At 50.2% G+C, this 17423-nt stretch carries 12 protein-coding genes; 6 read left to right on the top strand and 6 right to left on the bottom strand.

What is annotated here, in order from left to right; all coding sequences use genetic code 11:
- The first annotated feature begins 147 nt into the window (after window positions 1–147).
- Complete coding sequence (locus tag UNDYM_RS13315) at window positions 148–1440, top strand: family 43 glycosylhydrolase (RefSeq protein WP_197741897.1); 1293 nt, start codon at window positions 148–150, stop codon at window positions 1438–1440.
- Window positions 1431–2072, top strand: coding sequence for a hypothetical protein (locus UNDYM_RS13310; RefSeq protein ID WP_197741896.1), 642 nt, complete (start codon window positions 1431–1433; stop codon window positions 2070–2072). Before UNDYM_RS13315 ends, UNDYM_RS13310 begins: the two co-directional genes overlap by 10 nt.
- A gap of 69 nt (window positions 2073–2141) precedes the next feature.
- Here the strand turns inward: UNDYM_RS13310 and UNDYM_RS13305 are convergent, their stop codons facing one another.
- The 6 genes from UNDYM_RS13305 to UNDYM_RS13280 form a co-directional block, all read right to left on the bottom strand.
- The gene (locus UNDYM_RS13305) at window positions 2142–3518 is read right to left on the bottom strand and encodes an FGGY-family carbohydrate kinase (protein WP_162041465.1); all 1377 of its coding nucleotides are present in this window, start codon (window positions 3516–3518) and stop codon (window positions 2142–2144) included.
- 7 nt (window positions 3519–3525) lie between these two features.
- Window positions 3526–4527, bottom strand: coding sequence for an ABC transporter permease (locus UNDYM_RS13300; protein ID WP_162044617.1), 1002 nt, complete (start codon window positions 4525–4527; stop codon window positions 3526–3528).
- An 11-nt stretch (window positions 4528–4538) separates the two neighbouring features.
- The gene (locus tag UNDYM_RS13295) at window positions 4539–5546 is read right to left on the bottom strand and encodes an ABC transporter permease (RefSeq protein WP_162041464.1); all 1008 of its coding nucleotides are present in this window, start codon (window positions 5544–5546) and stop codon (window positions 4539–4541) included.
- Window positions 5543–7126 carry a sugar ABC transporter ATP-binding protein gene (locus UNDYM_RS13290; RefSeq protein WP_162041463.1) on the bottom strand — a complete coding sequence of 528 codons (1584 nt, stop codon included), beginning with the start codon at window positions 7124–7126 and terminating at the stop codon, window positions 5543–5545. The genes UNDYM_RS13295 and UNDYM_RS13290 overlap by 4 nt, the downstream gene beginning before the upstream one ends.
- 195 nt (window positions 7127–7321) lie before the next feature.
- Window positions 7322–8302: a rhamnose ABC transporter substrate-binding protein gene (gene rhaS, locus UNDYM_RS13285; RefSeq protein WP_370529474.1), complete on the bottom strand. Its 981-nt coding sequence runs from the start codon at window positions 8300–8302 to the stop codon at window positions 7322–7324.
- On the bottom strand, window positions 8302–9165 hold the full coding sequence (locus UNDYM_RS13280; RefSeq protein ID WP_162041462.1) for a DeoR/GlpR family DNA-binding transcription regulator: 864 nt from the start codon (window positions 9163–9165) through the stop codon (window positions 8302–8304). The genes rhaS and UNDYM_RS13280 overlap by 1 nt, the downstream gene beginning before the upstream one ends.
- A gap of 387 nt (window positions 9166–9552) precedes the next feature.
- Between UNDYM_RS13280 and UNDYM_RS13275 the strand changes: the two genes are divergently transcribed.
- The 4 genes from UNDYM_RS13275 (at window position 9553) to UNDYM_RS13260 (ending at window position 17416) form a co-directional block, all read left to right on the top strand.
- Window positions 9553–11661 carry a bifunctional rhamnulose-1-phosphate aldolase/short-chain dehydrogenase gene (locus UNDYM_RS13275; protein ID WP_174244940.1) on the top strand — a complete coding sequence of 703 codons (2109 nt, stop codon included), beginning with the start codon at window positions 9553–9555 and terminating at the stop codon, window positions 11659–11661.
- An 80-nt stretch (window positions 11662–11741) separates the two neighbouring features.
- Window positions 11742–13037 (top strand): L-rhamnose catabolism isomerase, encoded by a 1296-nt coding sequence (gene rhaI / locus UNDYM_RS13270; RefSeq protein WP_162041461.1) that lies wholly within the window; start codon window positions 11742–11744, stop codon window positions 13035–13037.
- A 168-nt stretch (window positions 13038–13205) separates the two neighbouring features.
- Complete coding sequence (locus UNDYM_RS13265; RefSeq protein WP_232064059.1) at window positions 13206–15971, top strand: glycosyl hydrolase; 2766 nt, start codon at window positions 13206–13208, stop codon at window positions 15969–15971.
- Entirely contained in the window at window positions 15968–17416 is a 1449-nt protein-coding gene (locus tag UNDYM_RS13260; RefSeq protein WP_232064058.1) for a glycoside hydrolase family 28 protein, read from the top strand. The genes UNDYM_RS13265 and UNDYM_RS13260 overlap by 4 nt, the downstream gene beginning before the upstream one ends.
- The last annotated feature ends 7 nt before the right edge of the window (window positions 17417–17423 follow it).

The following is a 17423-nucleotide window of genomic DNA, read 5'->3' as shown; positions in this document are numbered from 1 at the left end:
GTAAGACTTTTGTTAATCGCAGTATTTGATCCAGCCATGCTAGTGCAGATGGCTGGTTTTTTTTAGCTTCATATTTTCAGACTATTTCTCATGACTTCACATGCAAAGTGCAGGATGGTTTTCTTTAGCCTGATATGGACAGTATTCATGTCTGTCCCTGGTTTGTCGTTTGCCCAGCCTGTTTTTAATAATCCATTAGTGAAGAATCGGGCAGATCCACAAATATTCTTGCATGCAGATGGCTATTATTACTTTACCGCCACAGCGCCAGAATATGATCGTATCGAATTGAGACGCGCACGCAGCATCAATGAACTTGCCACGGCAGATGCCAAAGTCATCTGGCGCAAACACGCTAGCGGCCCCATGAGTCATCACATCTGGGCCCCGGAATTACATTTCATTGATGGGAAGTGGTATGTGTATTTCACAGCTGGCAGGGCTGACGCGATCTGGGATATACGTCTGTATGTACTGGAAAGCAGTGCGGCCAATCCTGTTGACGGCGAGTGGCTGGAGCGGGGACAGCTCAAGACCGGTTGGGAGTCATTTTCACTGGACGCAACCACGTTCTCTCATGCTGGCCAACGTTACCTGGTGTGGACGCAGCGTGATCCTGCGCCGGATAAAAAGAATACCAATATCTATCTGGCGAAGATGGATACTCCTTTGTCTATTGCAGGGCCAGCGACTTTATTGTCGCGCCCTGATTATGACTGGGAGAAGCGTAAGTATGAAGTCAATGAAGCACCGGCAGTATTGATCAGAAATGGGCGTATATTCATCACCTATTCAGCCAGCGCCATCGATGAAAACTATTGTATGGGCTTATTGACGGCACCGGCAAACGCAAATCTGCTTGATGCAAAGGTATGGAGCAAATCTTCTCAGCCTGTATTCAAGAGCAATGCTGCAAGTAATCAATATGGTCCCGGACACAATTCCTTCACGACCACGGCAGATGGTAAAACAGATGTACTGGTTTATCACGCTCGTGATTATCGGGACATCAAGGGTAATGCGCTGTATGACCCGAACAGACATACCCGTGCTCAGACATTCAGCTGGAACGCTGACGGAACACCAGATTTTGGACAACCTGGTGCGCCCATGATTAATCAGGGCAAACTGGCTGCCAAGCCCTTGTTCAGAGATCCCATCATGGATGGAGCTGCAGATCCCGTACTGGTGCGCAATACCGCATTGGGTAAATGGTGGATGTTTTACACCAACCGACGGGCGAATGCTAATGATGTCCCTGGTGTCGCATGGGTGCATGGAACACGTATAGGCATAGCTGAATCAAATGATAATGGAGCGAACTGGCACTACTTGGGCGAAGCCGACATAGAGTTGCCACCATTCATGGGGGAATGGACTCGACGCATTGGGCACCGGATATCATCCGGGCTGATGACGGCAGTTACCATATGTTCCTGACTGTGGTACCCGGTATCTTTAATGACTGGAAACATCCTCGCTACATGGTACATCTGCGTAGCCAGGATTTACGTCATTGGCGCAATGCCAGGATATTGCAGCTTGCTTCTGACAGGGTGATTGATGCTACGGTACTGCGTTTGCCAGAAGGCGGATATCGTATGTGGTACAACAATGAAGTAGATAAGAAATCTATTTACTATGCTGACAGCGCTGATCTTGAAAATTGGATAGACAAAGGCAAGGCCGTTGGCGATCAAAGCGGGGAAGGGCCCAAGGTTTTTCGCTGGAAAGAGCAATGGTGGATGATTACTGATGTGTGGCGTGGGCTGGCTGTATATCGTTCAGATGACTTACTGAGCTGGAAGCGTCAGGTGGGCGGTAATCTGCTTGAAATACCAGGGCATGGCGAAGATGACGGCGTCATCGGCGGGCATCCCGATGTTGTGGTCAACGGTGACAGGGCATTTTTATTTTATTTCACCCATCCTGGCAAACGTGGTGCCGACCAGAAAAAAGATGGCAAGGAACAGCGACGAAGTTCCTTGCAGGTCGTTGAGTTATTACTGACTGAGCAGGGCTTGCAGGCTGAACGTGATGCACCTGCTTATGTCCGTTTATCAAATGATTAGCGGCTGAAAAACGCAAAATGGGAACCAGGTAGCAGGTTCCCATTGATGAATTTCTGGATCGATTTTGACTTATCTTGACGTCACCAATTCGCGCCACTTCGCCTTGTATGTGAGTAATCCGGGCGGTTCCAGTTTGCTCACGGCACCAGCTTGTGAATCCAGGTCAGGCAAATTTTCCCAGTGATGCAACATCCAGGCCCCGTAAGTGGTACCACTGGTGTCATTTGACAGCTCGATGTTTTGCTGCGGCCGCAAACTGGCTAGCATTGCTGCCAAGTAGGGATTGTTGGTAAAACTCCCCTCAATAATGATATCGCCTTCTGACCCCAGTTTTTCCAGGCAATAATCTGTCATGAGTACGCAATACAGAGTGGCGAGAGCATATCTTTCCTGCATGTTTTCTGGTGCCTGCCCTGATATTTTGGCCAATTGTCCAGAAAACGGGCCACCTGATTCGGCAAAGCAGGGCAAGGCAAAGGTATTTTGGCTGATCAGTTTGCTGATATCGGATGGCGTACAAGTCACTGGCTCCTGGCCTGCCAGAATGGCAAATTCGCGCCCGCCCATAAAGCGCATGCAGGAAACTGCTTTACCAAGCACATTGGTATTGGCCAGCATATCCGCATGTTCGTCCAGCCTTTCCTGATCTGCGCCCAAGGCGGCAGCGATCGTCCAGGTGCCGGTCGATAGAACTGTACGGTGCTTGTTACCCGCATCTTTCAGATGACGTAACAGAGATGCATTGCTGTCATGCACACCGCATATTATTTGGCAGTCTGCTGGCAAACCGGTTTCCCTTGCTAATGTGGCACGTATCCTTGCCAGCCTGGTCCAGGCTTTTTGCATGGGTGGAAAAAGAGATGTCCATCCCTTTTTTTCCACTAAAGTAGAGTATGTCTGCTGGCTGGTGTCCCACAAGTCTGTATGACAACCCAGTGAGCTGACTTCAGTTGCTGCAACACCGGACAAGCGCCATGCCCAGTACTGTGGATACATCAGTACATGTGAGGCTTTGGCAAATTCCTGTGGGTAGTTGTTTTGCAGCCAGACCAGTTGACGACCCAGATTGAGGCCTGCTGGCAAATCAGGAGAATAGCTTTGCTGGTATGGCGGCCGTAGCGGCTGATATTGATGATTATCCTGCTCAGGCAATTCTGCCTCATAGTCCAGAACTGGCAGCACCAAGCCATTACCATTCACCAGCGCAGCAGTTGCACCGTGGGTCACAGGGATGATTGCTGACACCTTGGCAATCCGGGAAAACTCACTGAATATCTGCAGCATCCACGACCATATCCTCTCGGTATCATGATGTGGATAGACGCCGTCCTGGACGATGTTATTAGGGCAGCGTTGCTCGGCCAAAGTATTTGCCTGCGCATCGAGCAGGCTGAGCTTTACATTGGTCTTGCCTATGTCAAGGACGATACTGGCATTCTGCGTCATTTGCTTTTTATTTTCTTTGTTTCTTAAGATTCATCAGACGGGGCAGGGCAATCGTGACCAGCAGCAGGATGCCGACGATGATGGTCATGATAATGCCGGGGATGTTTGCCAATGCCATGCCATAGTTGACGATACCTAATGTCAATACAGCCAGGAACACGCCGATAATGGTTCCAGCGCCGCCCGAGATGCTGACACCACCCAAGATCACCATGGTAATGATTTCCAGCTCCCATCCTGTAGCAATATTCGGGCGAGTACTGCCGATGCGTCCCGTCAGGAAAAACGCTGCAAGGCCAGCCATGGCGCCGGTCAGTGTAAAAAGCATGAAGCGGTATTTATCGACTGCCACACCAGAAAATCTGGCAGCAACAGGGTTGTTGCCAATCGCATAGATGCGGCGTCCCCAACTGGTTGCATGCAGCAGAATCGCGAACAGTACAACAAAGAACAACAGGACGATGAATTGTCGGGGAATAAGATCAAAGAAATAGCCCTGGCCCCAGTCGATTAATAATTGCGGATAAGAAGTAAATGCCTGGTCGCCAAGAACCACGCTGGCCAGACCGCGAAACAGTGACACACTGCCTATCGTCACGACGATGGAAGGCAGGGCAAAGCGAGTGACCAGCAAGCCATTCAAACTGCCACAGGCTGCACCAGTAAATATGGCGATGAACAATAAAGTGTAAGCTGGGAAACCATGTGAATTCGCCAGCCCCATGGCAACTGAACACAATGCCAATATGCCGGACACAGAAATATCAATCTCGCGGCAGATGATCAGCAAGGCCATGGGCAAGGCGATCAGTGCTTTTTCACTGAAGTTGAACGTGCCATCAGCCAAATTGTGCAAATCAAAAAAATTCGGCAACACCAGGCTGTTGACAATGAAGGCTGCGACAAACAGTATGGCCAGCAGAGTTTCCCAATGCGAGAAAATTTTCTTTAACTGAAAATCTTCCCGGTCGCGTATGGTGTAGCGTGAGCTGTTATTTGAGGGTGTCATGATAGTCGTGTTCACGTACTGCTCCTGATTGCATTTTTTTGCAGTAGTTGCAAAGGCAAAATCTGGCGGCTGCTTTTTTTATTGCTACGCGCATTGATCATGACCGCGGTAAGTATCACAACGCCGGTCAGTGCGCTTTGCCAGAAGGGCGAAATTTTCATGATGGGCAGGGCGTTGTTGATGACTGCCAAAAACAGTGAGCCCAGTACTGCACCAGATACTGTACCCGCACCACCGGCGATATTGATACCGCCAATGACGCAGGCTGCAATCACGGTAAATTCAAAGCCATAGGCAATTTCCGTATAGGCCACTGCATAACGTGCCACCCACAGGTAACCACATAAGCCAGCCATCAATCCTGACAAGCCATACGTCCAGAACAGGCGGCGTGGGGTAGGGATGCCTATATAGTTGGCAGCATTTGGTTGATTGCCAATGGCATACAAGTCCCTGCCAAAATGTGTATAGTGGGCGAGATACCACATCACAGCAATAACGATGACGGCAATCCAGACCAGATGCGTAATTCCTAGTAACTGACTGAGTGGAAAGGCGATGAAGGCGGCAGGCATCTGGTGTGACGATACCCAGGCACCACCAGACAATACAAACACCAGGCCGCGATAGACGCTCATGGTGCCCAGCGTTACGACGATAGGCGGCAGACCCAGATAACCGATCAGGTAGCCATTGATCAATCCCAGGCCAAGGCCTATGGTGATTGCCACCAAGATAATCAGTAGTAGAGGCAGATCAGGAAATTTGGAAGCCAGCAAGGCAGACATCATGCCTGATAGCGCCAGATTGGATGCCACTGATAAATCGATGCCACGTGTAATGATGACAAACATCTGGGTCACCGCCAGCATGATCAACAGCGTGCTGTCGGTCAGCAAGTTGGACAGACTTGATACACTGAGAAAAACAGGCGCACGTAGCCCAACAAGGACTATCAGAGAAACGATCATCAATCCCAGCAGAACTTCCCTCTGCTGCAAATACTTCAAACGGTTCATGCTATTTCCTCTGCCATTTCCTCTGCTATCTCCACTATTGATGCATCACTGCCAGACGCCGCAGCAACTACGCTCTCTGGCGTGGCAAGTGCTCTGTCAAATATTTTTTTGATATGTCCCTGATGCATGACGATAACGCGGTCAGACATGCCCAGTACTTCCGGTAATTCGGATGACACCAGTATCACTGACAATCCGGTTGAAACCAGTTCGCTGATGAAACGATGCACCGCAGCCTTGGAACCGATATCGATGCCCTTGGTTGGCTCGTCCAGGATGATGACTTTGGGTTTGGTTGCCAGCCACTTGCCCAGGATGACTTTTTGCTGGTTGCCACCAGATAGCTCGGCGATCAGTTGCGTCAAATGACTAGCCTTGAGTTCCAGTTGTTCGCTGTAGTGTCTTGAAATTGCTGCTTCTTCGCTGCGTCGCCTGCCGAGCAGGAAGCCTATGCGATCCAGGATAGGCAAGGTGATATTTTGCTGCACCGACATGGTCAGATGGCCACCTTGATGTTGCCGGTCTTCCGGTACATAAGCTATGCCATGGGATATCGCATCTTTGGCTGATTTGATGGCTAATACCTTGCCTTCCAGGCTTACGCTGCCAGTGACGCCACTGCTGAGTCCAAACAGGGCTTGCATGACTTCTGAACGGCCCGCACCCACCAGACCATAAAACCCCAGAATCTCACCTTTGCGCAAAGAAAAATTGACCTTGTCAAACTCGGTAGGGTGACAAAAATCTTTTACCTCAAGCAAGGTGTCGCCTATGACCACATCTTGCTTGGGGAAGGTTTGATGAATGGAGCGACCTACCATGAGAGACACCAGATCCGGTTCAGAGATATCAGCCAGTGCACCTTCAGCAACAAAATGACCGTCCCGTAAGACGGTGTATCGATCGGCAACAGCATAGATTTCATCAAACTTGTGTGAGATGAAAATCACTGCGGTACCAGCAGCGCGTAATTGCCTGATGATGCGGTACAGCTCTTGAATTTCCCGTTGTGACAGCGATGCGGTCGGCTCATCCATGATGACCACGCGTGCATCTTGCGACAGGGCGCGGGCAATTTCGACAAAGTGGCGCTGTGCCACACTCAAGTCCTTGACCTTGGCTCGTACCGGCAGCGACACTTCCAGCCTTGCAAACAGTCTTTCAGACTGAGCTTCCATCAATGCCCAATCTACCCGTGCCGGAAAGCCGCACATGGGCTGGCGGCCTATGAAAATATTTTCTGCCACCGTCAATTCGTCAAACATGACGGTTTCCTGATGGACAGCTGTAACGCCTGCCAGCATGGCATCTTGCGGATTGGTAAAACGAACTTGCTTGCCAGCGATGTGTATGCTGCCACTATCTGGCTGATAAATGCCAGTCAGTGTTTTTACCAAAGTGGATTTGCCTGCGCCGTTTTCACCTATCAGCGCCATGACCTCACCTGCACGCACATTGAGTGCGACTTCGTGTAATGCAATGATGCCTTGAAAGCGCTTGCAAATACCGGTCAATGTCAGAATAGGTGCCGCAGGTGAACCATCCGGGGCGATGGGAAACGGGTTGTGCTCGTTCGTCATTAAGGTCATTAATATAAGGCAAGGCAATAATAGAAAAGAAGTCAGTTGCCTGCTTAAAAAACTGGCAAGCACAAGCATGTGCTGCTGGCATAAATTTTCACATGCAACTGGTTCTATTTCCAGACAGCCCGTTGAAGTGCATCACGGGCCGGTACTGAACAAGTGTCTTTACTTAAAATATCTTGGAGAATTGTTCTACGTTCTCTTTGTTGTAAGTGAAGGGGGGGCCATTGCTGCTTCACCGTTGGCATCAATCTTGATCGTACCCATGCGGCCTATGGTAAAGCTGCCACCTGCCTTGGCATCTGGATTGCCTTTGATAAATTCATTGGCGATATAAGTCGCAGCGTAACCAAGGTCAATGGGATTCCAGATGGCGAATTCCTTAACGGCACCGCTTTTGACGTGTCCCGCCATTTCTGATGGCAAGCCCAGTCCGGTAACGAATACCTTGCCGACCAGTTTTTCATCGACCACGGCCTTGCTGGCAGCGTTGATGCCAACAGTGGAAGGGGAAATAATGACCTTCAGATTTGGATTGCTGCGCAACAGGCCTATCGCTTCGCGGTAACTTTTATCGGACTGGTCATCACCATACACAGTTGCCACCAGTTTAAGGCCGGCAAACTCAGGTTTTTCCAGGCCTTTTTTCATGACATTAATCCAGATGTTCTGGTTGGTCGCCTGGGCAGATGCAGACAGGATGGCGATTTCACCTTTGCCACCAGTCGCATTGGATGCCATTTCCAGCTGCTTGATACCTATCAATTCAGCATTAGATGGATTGAGTTGCATCAACCGGCCTTCTGGCGCGATCCCGCTATCGAAAGAGATGACCTTGATGCCGCGTTGCATGGCTTTTTTGGTGATAGGAACTAGCGCATTGGCATCATTTGCTGAGATGGCGATGGCATTGACCTTTTGACTGATCAGCGAGTTGATGATTTCTATCTGGCCCTCAGCACTGGGTGTGGTCGGGCCTGTATAAATGATTTCTACATTACCAATTTGTTTGGCCGCTTCTTTGGCACCTTCGTGTGCAGCGTCAAAAAAACCATTGCCCAGATTTTTAACCACGATGGCAATTTTTATTTTATCTGATTTCTGTTCGCAACCCTGCATGGCACCCAGCATGCTCAATGCAATTGCTGCCAGTATCACTTTTCTTCTTTTCATCAAACTGTCTCCGTCTGGAATATGCTTGCAGACTCAGTGTCATAAGCATTTGTAAATTTATTTAATATGTCTTTTGCTGGCAATTCTTCCGGTGCTACGGTAATGACTTTGACGCCAGACTGCTCAAGCAACTGTACGGCAGAGTCAGACGCGTAATGATCAGTGATAAGGCAAGATACGCGATTCAAGCCACATAGGATGAGACCAGCTTTTTTGGCGAATTTGGAGCTGTCTGCCAGAACGATCAATTCTTCAGCCTGGCTGATCAAGCGTTTTTCAGCCTGTATCAAGAGCGGGTCTACTTCCATCAGGCCCAGCAATGACAGACCATAAACACTCATGAACATTTTTCCAGCGTAATGATGCTGAGTGATGTCGTTGTCAAAAGGGCTGAGGATGACATTCTGTTCGCGGTACACGCGACCGCCAGGAACGATGATTTCATTTTCACTGGAGACCAGCAGGCGCTCTGCCATCATGAAAGAATTTGTCAGTATCTTGAGCTTCTTATCGACCAGGAACTCAGCCATCATGAAGGTCGTCGTACCGCCATTGATGATGATGGTTTCACCGTCATTGCACATGTTTGCCGCATAGCGTGCGATTGCCCGCTTTCTGTCGGCATAACATTTGATATTGTTCTGGAAGGTCTCGCTGGTGAGCGCAATTGATCGTTTTACCTGCTGCAGGTTTTCTGCGCCACCACGCGTACGGGTAAGCAGATTACGGGCTGCAAGCCAACTGATATCGCGCCTGACAGTAGCGGGGGATGCGCTGAGCCATGTTACCAGTTGCTGAACGCTTGCTGAATTATGCTCGGCGAGCAGCTTCAGCAAACGCTTACGGCGTTTGTGATTTACCATTTTTGTCTCCGTCTGTTGCCGTCTATTATCTTTATTGCGGCATGCTACCAGTCATTATTTCGTAGTAATTTGCTGGCGTATAGCGAGACTAATCACTTAAAAATCGCGCGTCAATCATAAATTGATCAAATAACTGATTATTTTCCTATGCATTAATCTGGCTATGAAAATTTCAATCATCATGCTGACTATTGTGACTTCGATCAGCTTCTTGATTACTTCTGTATTGACACTCAAAGCTGGCTGTTTTCTACTGACTGCCACTGCCAAAACGGACAAAATGCTTCACATGAGCAAGTGATGTGATTGATCCGCTCAGCTCTTGATCACTCAAGGCTTCAGGCTAAAGAATTTGTCATAAAAACACTAATTAATCACGGAGAATGTATGACCTCAACGATGCAAACCGAGCAGAAGAAGCCTATTACTTCACTTTGGGACGATGCATACGCAACTGGCCTGACTGAGCCAGAATTATTGCTGTATCGCTCAAATCTGCTCGGCTCTGATATGCGCATTACCAACTTTGGTGGTGGCAATACCTCTGCCAAGGTGATGATGCCGGATTACCTGACTGGCGAGCAGGTAGAAGTACTTTGGGTTAAAGGTTCTGGCGGTGATCTGGGAAGCATCAAGATGGATGGTTTCTCAACGCTTTACATGGATAAACTGCACTCACTGAAAGGCCGCTATCGCGGTCTGGCGCTGGAAGATGAAATGGTGGCTTATTTGCCACACTGTACGTTCAACCTGAACCCGCGCGCTGCCAGTATCGATACGCCACTGCATGCGTATATCAATCGCAAGCATGTTGATCACATGCACCCTGATTCAGTCATCGCTATTGCGGCCTGCGCCAATAGCAAGGATTTGACGCAAAAAATATTCGAAGGCGAGCTGGGCTGGTTGCCTTGGCAGCGTCCTGGCTATGACCTGGGCCTGAAACTGGAAGCAGTTTCCCAAGCCCAACCAAATCTGAAAGGCATCATCCTTGAAGGTCATGGCTTGTTCACCTGGGGTGATACCGCCAAGTCTTGCTATGAAACTACACTGGCAATCATCCAGCGTGCCGAATCATGGCTGGAAGAAAACAGCCGCAAGCCAGCATTCGGCGGTGCCAAATACAGCGCGCTGCCAGCTGCAGAGCGTGCCAGCCTGGTTGCCCGTCTGATGCCGGTACTGCGCGGTAAAATCAGTAAAACAGAATTCAAACTCGGCCACTTTGATGACAGCACCACAGTACTGGATTTTGTGTGCAGCAAAGACTTGCAGGCACTGGCAGCGCTGGGTACATCTTGCCCTGATCACTTCCTGCGCACCAAGATTCGCCCGTTTGTGATTGATTTTGATCCTTCCAATCCTAACTTTGATCAACTTTTGAGCGGTTTGGATGAAGGCCTGAATCAATATCGCGCAGACTATGTTGCGTATTATGAACGTTGCAAGCACGACAATAGCCCGGCAGTGCGTGATGCCAACCCGATTATTTACCTGATACCAGGTATCGGTATGTTGTCATTTGCAAAAGATAAGGCAACTGCGCGTATCGCTGGTGAGTTTTATGTGAATGCCATCAATGTAATGCGCGGTGCGAATGGTGTTGACAGTTATGTAGGTTTGCCAGAGCAGGAAGCCTTTGATATCGAATACTGGTTGCTGGAAGAAGCCAAACTGCAACGCATGCCCAAGCCGAAAAGTCTGGCTGGTCGCATTGCACTGGTGACTGGTGCTGCCGGTGGCATCGGTCAGGCAGTGGCACGTCAGTTGTTGCAAGAGGGCGCTTGTGTCATGTTGACAGACATCGATGGCGAGGCATTAAGCCAGGCACATCAGGTCTTGTCCAAAGTAGCAGGCAAAGATAATGTGGCAACCATCAGCGCCAACATTACCCGTGAAAGCGATGTTGAAGCCATACTGAGCGAAACTTCCTTGCGGTTTGGTGGTATCGATTTGCTGATCTCGAATGCCGGTATTGCATCTTCAGCGCCGCTGGATGAAACGACACTGGAAATCTGGGAACGCAATCAGGATATTCTGGTCAAGGGTTACTTCCTGGTCAGCCGCAGCGCATTCCGTATCATGAAGCAACAGCAAATCGGTGGCAGCATGGTGTTTGTGGCCAGCAAAAATGGTCTGGTTGCTTCTGCTGGTGCGTCTGCATATTGCACGGCAAAAGCGGCTGAAATCCACCTGGCACGCTGTATCGCCCTCGAAGGTGCGGCCCACGGCATACGCGTCAATGTCGTCAATCCAGATGCCGTGATCCGCGGTTCCCGTATCTGGGATGGCAAATGGAAAGAAGAGCGTGCTGTCTCGAATAAAATCGATGCAGATGATATCGAAGAATTCTATCGTCAGCGTAGCATGCTGAAACTCAGCGTATTGCCGGAAGATATCGCAGAAGCAGTGTATTTCCTGGCCAGTGACAAGTCTGCCAAGAGCACAGGTAACATCATCAACGTAGATGCTGGCAATGCTGCTGCATTCACGCGCTAAAATATAAAAATTGACTGACCTGGATCAGATGCCCAATATCAGGTATCTGATCTGGGTCAGCAACAAGACGGAGACATAAGATGGATAAAGTAATTGATCATGGCCAGGTGGTAGAACACAACGCCAAACTGCAAAATAATCTGGATGCCGATTATGCTGCCCTGGGCAGCATCCTGGCCAGACGCGGACAGGATATTGAGCAACTGACAGCCAAAGCCCAGACCTTTGCCGTAGCCTTGCCAAGCTGGGGTGTTGGTACCGGTGGCACCCGCTTTGCACGTTTCCCAGGCAAAGGCGAGCCACGCGATGTCATGGAAAAACTGGAAGACTGTGCTGTCATCCATCAACTGACACAGGCTACACCTACCGTGTCCCTGCATTTCCCCTGGGATAAAAGCAGTGATCCGGCTGCCATGCGTGAATTTGCCAGCAAACATGGCCTGGGATTTGACACTGTCAATTCAAACACTTTCCAGGATCAGGCCAATCAGGAACAGACCTATAAATTCGGCAGCCTGACAGCCAATGCCAAAGCCGTGCGTGAGCAGGCTGTAGCACATAATATCGAATGCATAGAATTGGGTCGTGCACTGGGTTCCAAAGGCTTGACCGTATGGGTAGGCGATGGAGCCAACTTCCCGGGGCAGCACAATTTGCGTGGTGCGCTCGAACGCTATCTCGACAGCATGCGCGACATCTACAAGGCACTGCCTGCAGACTGGCTGATGTACATCGAGCACAAACTGTTTGAGCCGGCATTCTATGCCACCACGATTGCTGACTGGGGTACCAGTTACGCCTGTGCTACCGAATTGGGCCCTAAGGCAAAATGCCTGGTTGATCTTGGTCACCATGCGCCAAATACCAACATAGAAATGATTGTTGCCCGCCTTGCGCAATTCGGCAAACTGGGTGGCTTCCATTTCAATGACAGCAAGTATGGTGATGACGATCTGGATTCTGGCAGTATCAATCCTTTCCAGCTGTTCCTGATTTTCAATGAGCTGGCCGATGTAGCACAGCGTGACGGTGATGCCTTCAAACCATCTTACATGCTGGATCAGTCACACAATGTGACCGATCCTATAGAAAGTCTGATGTCCAGTGCTATCGAAGTACAACGTTCTTTTGTACAGTCTGCACTGGTAGACCGCAAGGCATTGAGCGCATATCAGGAAAACAATGATGTGCTGCTGGCAGCGCAAACACTGAAACAGGCGTTCCGCACTGATGTCAGTCCCATCCTGGCTATGGCACGCGCCCGTTCTGGTGCGGCTATTGATCCGGTTGCCTGCTATCGTGCAACTGGCTATCGTGAAAAACAGGCTACACTCCGTCCACCAAAGGCTGGCGCCAGCGGTAGCGGTATAGTCTGATTCAACTCCCTCTGAAGCATATTTGCTGTTGCGCATTTTTGCGTAATGGTGATCTGCTTCAGGGGGATTTTTTCATAGCCATGTCTCCGGATGGAATAGACTTAGCAATAAGCTGATGTCCATTCAGGATAGACGCCTGTTCTCTATTTGTCTGGATTATCATTTTCTATGACCAAGTCTACCTTGCCTGCATTTGCGCTTAATAAATTGCGCACCTGCGTCCTGCTTTCTCTTGCCATGCTATGTGCCGCACCAACAATGGCACAAGCCAGGGCAGCAGCGAATTCTCCATCTGTGAAAGAACTTGCCAAAGCCTTTGCCACGCCGCCCGATGATGCACGTCCCATGGTGCGCTGGTGGTGGTTCGGACCATCCGTGGAAAAGAAACAGCTGGAACGCGAAATACTGGACATGAAGGCAGGCGGTTTTGGTGGTTTTGAGATTCAGGCTGTCTACCCCATGGAACTGGATGATGCTGCCAAAGGTACACACAATTATCCGTATTTGTCGAAGCAATTTCTTGAACACGTCAGTTTTGCCAATGACAAGGCACGTGCCAACAAACTCAGAGTTGATATTACGCTGGGCAGCGGCTGGCCATACGGCGGTCCACATGTCGCTGTAGCTGATGCTGCCGGTCGTTTGCGGGTAGCCGTGATTGAGCTGCCAGCCGGTAATGAGAGTTTTGCCTTGCCAGCCATCATGAATGGTGAGAAATTATTGGCCAGCTTCGTGGTCGATGGTACGCCAAAACAGTTGGATAGCAGCAAATTGCAATTATTTGAACCCCAACTGCTGGCAAGTAAAAGTGGCCGGGCAGGCATCAAGGCTGCTGCCGCTGACCGCGTAGTGGTGTGTTATATCGCCAGCCGTACCGGCCAGCAGGTTAAACGTGCAGCTTTAGGGGCAGAAGGTTTTGTACTTGACCATCTGAGCCGCAAGGCCATTGATCATCACCTGAAAACCGTGGCTGAACCGTTGTTGAAGGCTTTCGGAAAAAATCCACCATACGCCGTATTTTCTGACAGCCTGGAAGCCTATGGTACCGACTGGACCGATGATTTCCTGGCCGAATTTCAGCGTCGTCGTGGCTATGACCTGAAACCACATCTGCCAAAAATCGAATCTGGCATTGGTGCAGATGCTGCCGCCATCCGGCGTGACTGGGCATTGACACAAACCGAACTGGCAAACGAACGTTATCTGGTGCCAGTGAATCAATGGGCCAAAGCCCACGGTACCCGCTTCCGTTCCCAAACCTATGGTGAACCGGCGGTGACCATGTCGAGTAATAAACTGGTTGATTTGCCAGAAGGTGAGGGCTATCAGTTCCGCCAGTTTTCATTTACACGCTGGGCAACATCCGCGGGTCACCTTTATGGCCGCCCCGTCATTTCTGCTGAAACCTGGACCTGGCTGCATTCGCCTGCTTTCAGCGCGACGCCGCTGGATATGAAGGTCGAAGCTGACCGCATGCTGTTGCAGGGTGTTAATCAGTTCGTTGGCCATGGCTGGCCCTATACACCACCGGGCACGCTGGAACCTGGCTACGCATTCTATGCGGCGGCGGTATTCAACACCCATCTGCCGTGGTGGAATGTCATGCCGGACGTCAATGGCTATCTGCAAAGAATGAGTTACCTGATGCGTCAGGGGAAACCGGCAAATCAGGTTGCCGTATTCCTGCCTACTGATGACGTGTACGCAACCCTGTCTCTGGGCAAGGTGTCTGTGTCGGCAGAAATGGGCAAATATGTGACGCCAGAGCTAAGCGCGCAGGTACTTGATGCCGGCCATAACATTGATTACGTGGATGCCGAATCCGTCATGGAGCTGGGCATCAATTATCCCGTTTTGATTTTGCCGCATGTGAGTCGGCTGTCACCGGCAGTCATTGCCAAATTGAGTGATTATGTGCGTGCCGGTGGCAAAATCATTGCGGTTGGCAACAAGCCATCGCTGGCACCAGGCTACCTGAATGCAGCGCGCATCAGTACAGAAGTCCAGACTGCATCAGATGCCCTGTTTGCCAATCAGGACAAGGTCAGCCTGGTCAGCAGCGATAGCGCCGTGGGTGCCGCTTTGAAGGCTGCAGTTCCCGCAGACATGGAGTTGAGTGCTGAAAAAGAAAACATAGGCTTCATTCGTCGACAACTGCCTCATTCTGATGTCTATTTCATCGCCAACACCAGCAATCGTGATGTGACCGCGAATGCCGCCTTCCGCAGCAAGTACAAAACAGCTTACTGGTGGAATCCGTATGACGGCAAGATCAGCAATGCCGATGTCAAGCCGACTCTGCGTCTCGCACCTTATGAATCACGGGTGCTGGTACTGACCGATACACCGCAGAATGCAGCGCCGGAACCAAAACTGGCAGATGCCACCACCGTTGTTGATTTAAGCCGTGACTGGAAAGTGCAGTTCAGCGAAAAACCACAGGCGGTCAATATGTCCAGTCTGCGTTCATGGACTGAAGATGAAGCAACGCGTTATTTTTCTGGTATCGCAAGCTATACCAAAGACCTGGAATTGAGCGCGGTACAATTAAACGACAGCAAGCTGACTCTGGATTTCGGTCCGGGCACACCACTGGAGGTCACGCCCAAAGTACCGAGCGGCATGCGTGCCATGCTTGACAGCCCGGTGCGGGAAGCTGCAGTCGTCTTCGTCAATGGTCAGCGTGCCGGTTCGGTATGGAAACCACCTTATCAACTGGATATCAGCAAATTGCTGCGTGCCGGTAATAACCGTCTTGAAATACAGGTCGCCAACCTGGGCTTGAATGCGCTGGCTGGCCATGCCTTGCCGGACTATCGCTTGCTGTCTGCCAGGTATGGACAACGATTCATCCCGCAGGATACTCATCTGATACAAGCTCAGCCTGCCGGTATTCTTGGACCAGTCAAATTGATAGGCGCGAAGTTGCAATGAAATCCTTGGCCCGGCGCTGGTTACGCCATACTGATATGGTATTTGTCTTGCCTGTGCTTTTGCATCTGGCAGTCGCTGCGGCTTTGATGTCCGTATTGCTATTGACATCGTTTACCGCAGCGGCAAAAGAAATCAGTGCCGGTACCTACGGTGCCATCGGCGATGGCAAGACGCTCAATACCAGCGCCATACAGAGTGCCATTGATGCTGCTGCCAAAGAGGGTGGTACGCTGATTTTTCCGGCGGGTACCTACCTGACCGGTGCCCTGTTCCTTAAAACTGGCGTGACGCTGCGACTGGATAAGGGCGTGACCTTGCTGGGTTCACAAAACATACAGGATTATCCTGTCATGCCTACCCGGGTTGCCGGCATAGAGATGAGCTGGCCAGCAGCGCTGATCAATGTGTATGAACAAAACAAGGTTGCCATCACTGGTGAAGGTGTGATTGACGGTGACGGCAAGGTATTCTGGGAAAGTTACTGGAACCTGCGCAAGGCCTATGAACCACGTGGCCTGAGATGGGCATCGGACTATGATGCCGGTCGCCCTCGCTTGTTGCAAATCTATAAGGCATCCGATGTGCGTGTGGGTGACGGCTTGCTGTTGCGTCGCTCAGGTTTCTGGACTTTGCATATCTGTTACTCGAACAAAGTGGTCGTAGATCGCCTCACCATTCGCAATAACGAAGGCGGACATGGCCCATCCACTGATGGCATAGATATCGATTCATCCAAAGACATTCTGGTCCAGCACGCAGATATTGCCGTCAATGATGATGCGATCGTCTTGAAGGCCGGGCGGGATTCTGATGGCCTGCGGGTCAATCGCCCAACAGAAGATGTGGTCATACGCGATATCACTGTCCGGGAAGCAGTTGCCGGATTGAGTTTTGGTAGCGAGACTTCAGGTGGATTCCGTCGTATTGAAGCATATCGCTTCACGGTAATGAAAGATGTACCCGTAGGCATACTGTTCAAATCAGCACATACACGTGGTGGTTTTGGCGAAGACCTGAATATCCATGATTTTGTCATGAATGACGTGCCAGTGGTTTTGCGCGTGATCATGAACTGGAACCCGCAATACAGCTATGCAAAGATTCCTGATGATGTGAAAGATGTACCGACTTACTGGAAAGTACTGGTCACGCCGGTACCAGAAAAAGACGGTATATCCAGACTGCGCCGTGTCAATATCTCCGGCATCAAGGCACGTGGCGCAAAAACCGCCTTTGAAATTGAAGGATACGCGCAAGCGCCGCTAGAGGATTTTAAGCTCAGCAAACTCGATATTGAAGCAAACACCGGTGGCTTTATCCGTTACGTGAAGCGCTGGAAAATGTCGGATTCCAGGCTGGTTTTTGAGGATGGCAAACCGGTAAATATTTCCGCAGATTCTGAAGTATCCGGGCTGACCGTCAATGGCTCCGGACCTGCAAAATAAGAATGAA

Origin of the sequence: Undibacterium sp. YM2 (assembly GCF_009937975.1) — a bacterium.
Classification (GTDB): domain Bacteria; phylum Pseudomonadota; class Gammaproteobacteria; order Burkholderiales; family Burkholderiaceae_D; genus Undibacterium.
Note: the sequence above shows the minus strand (reverse complement) of the source record. Positions and strands in the feature narration are given on the sequence as shown.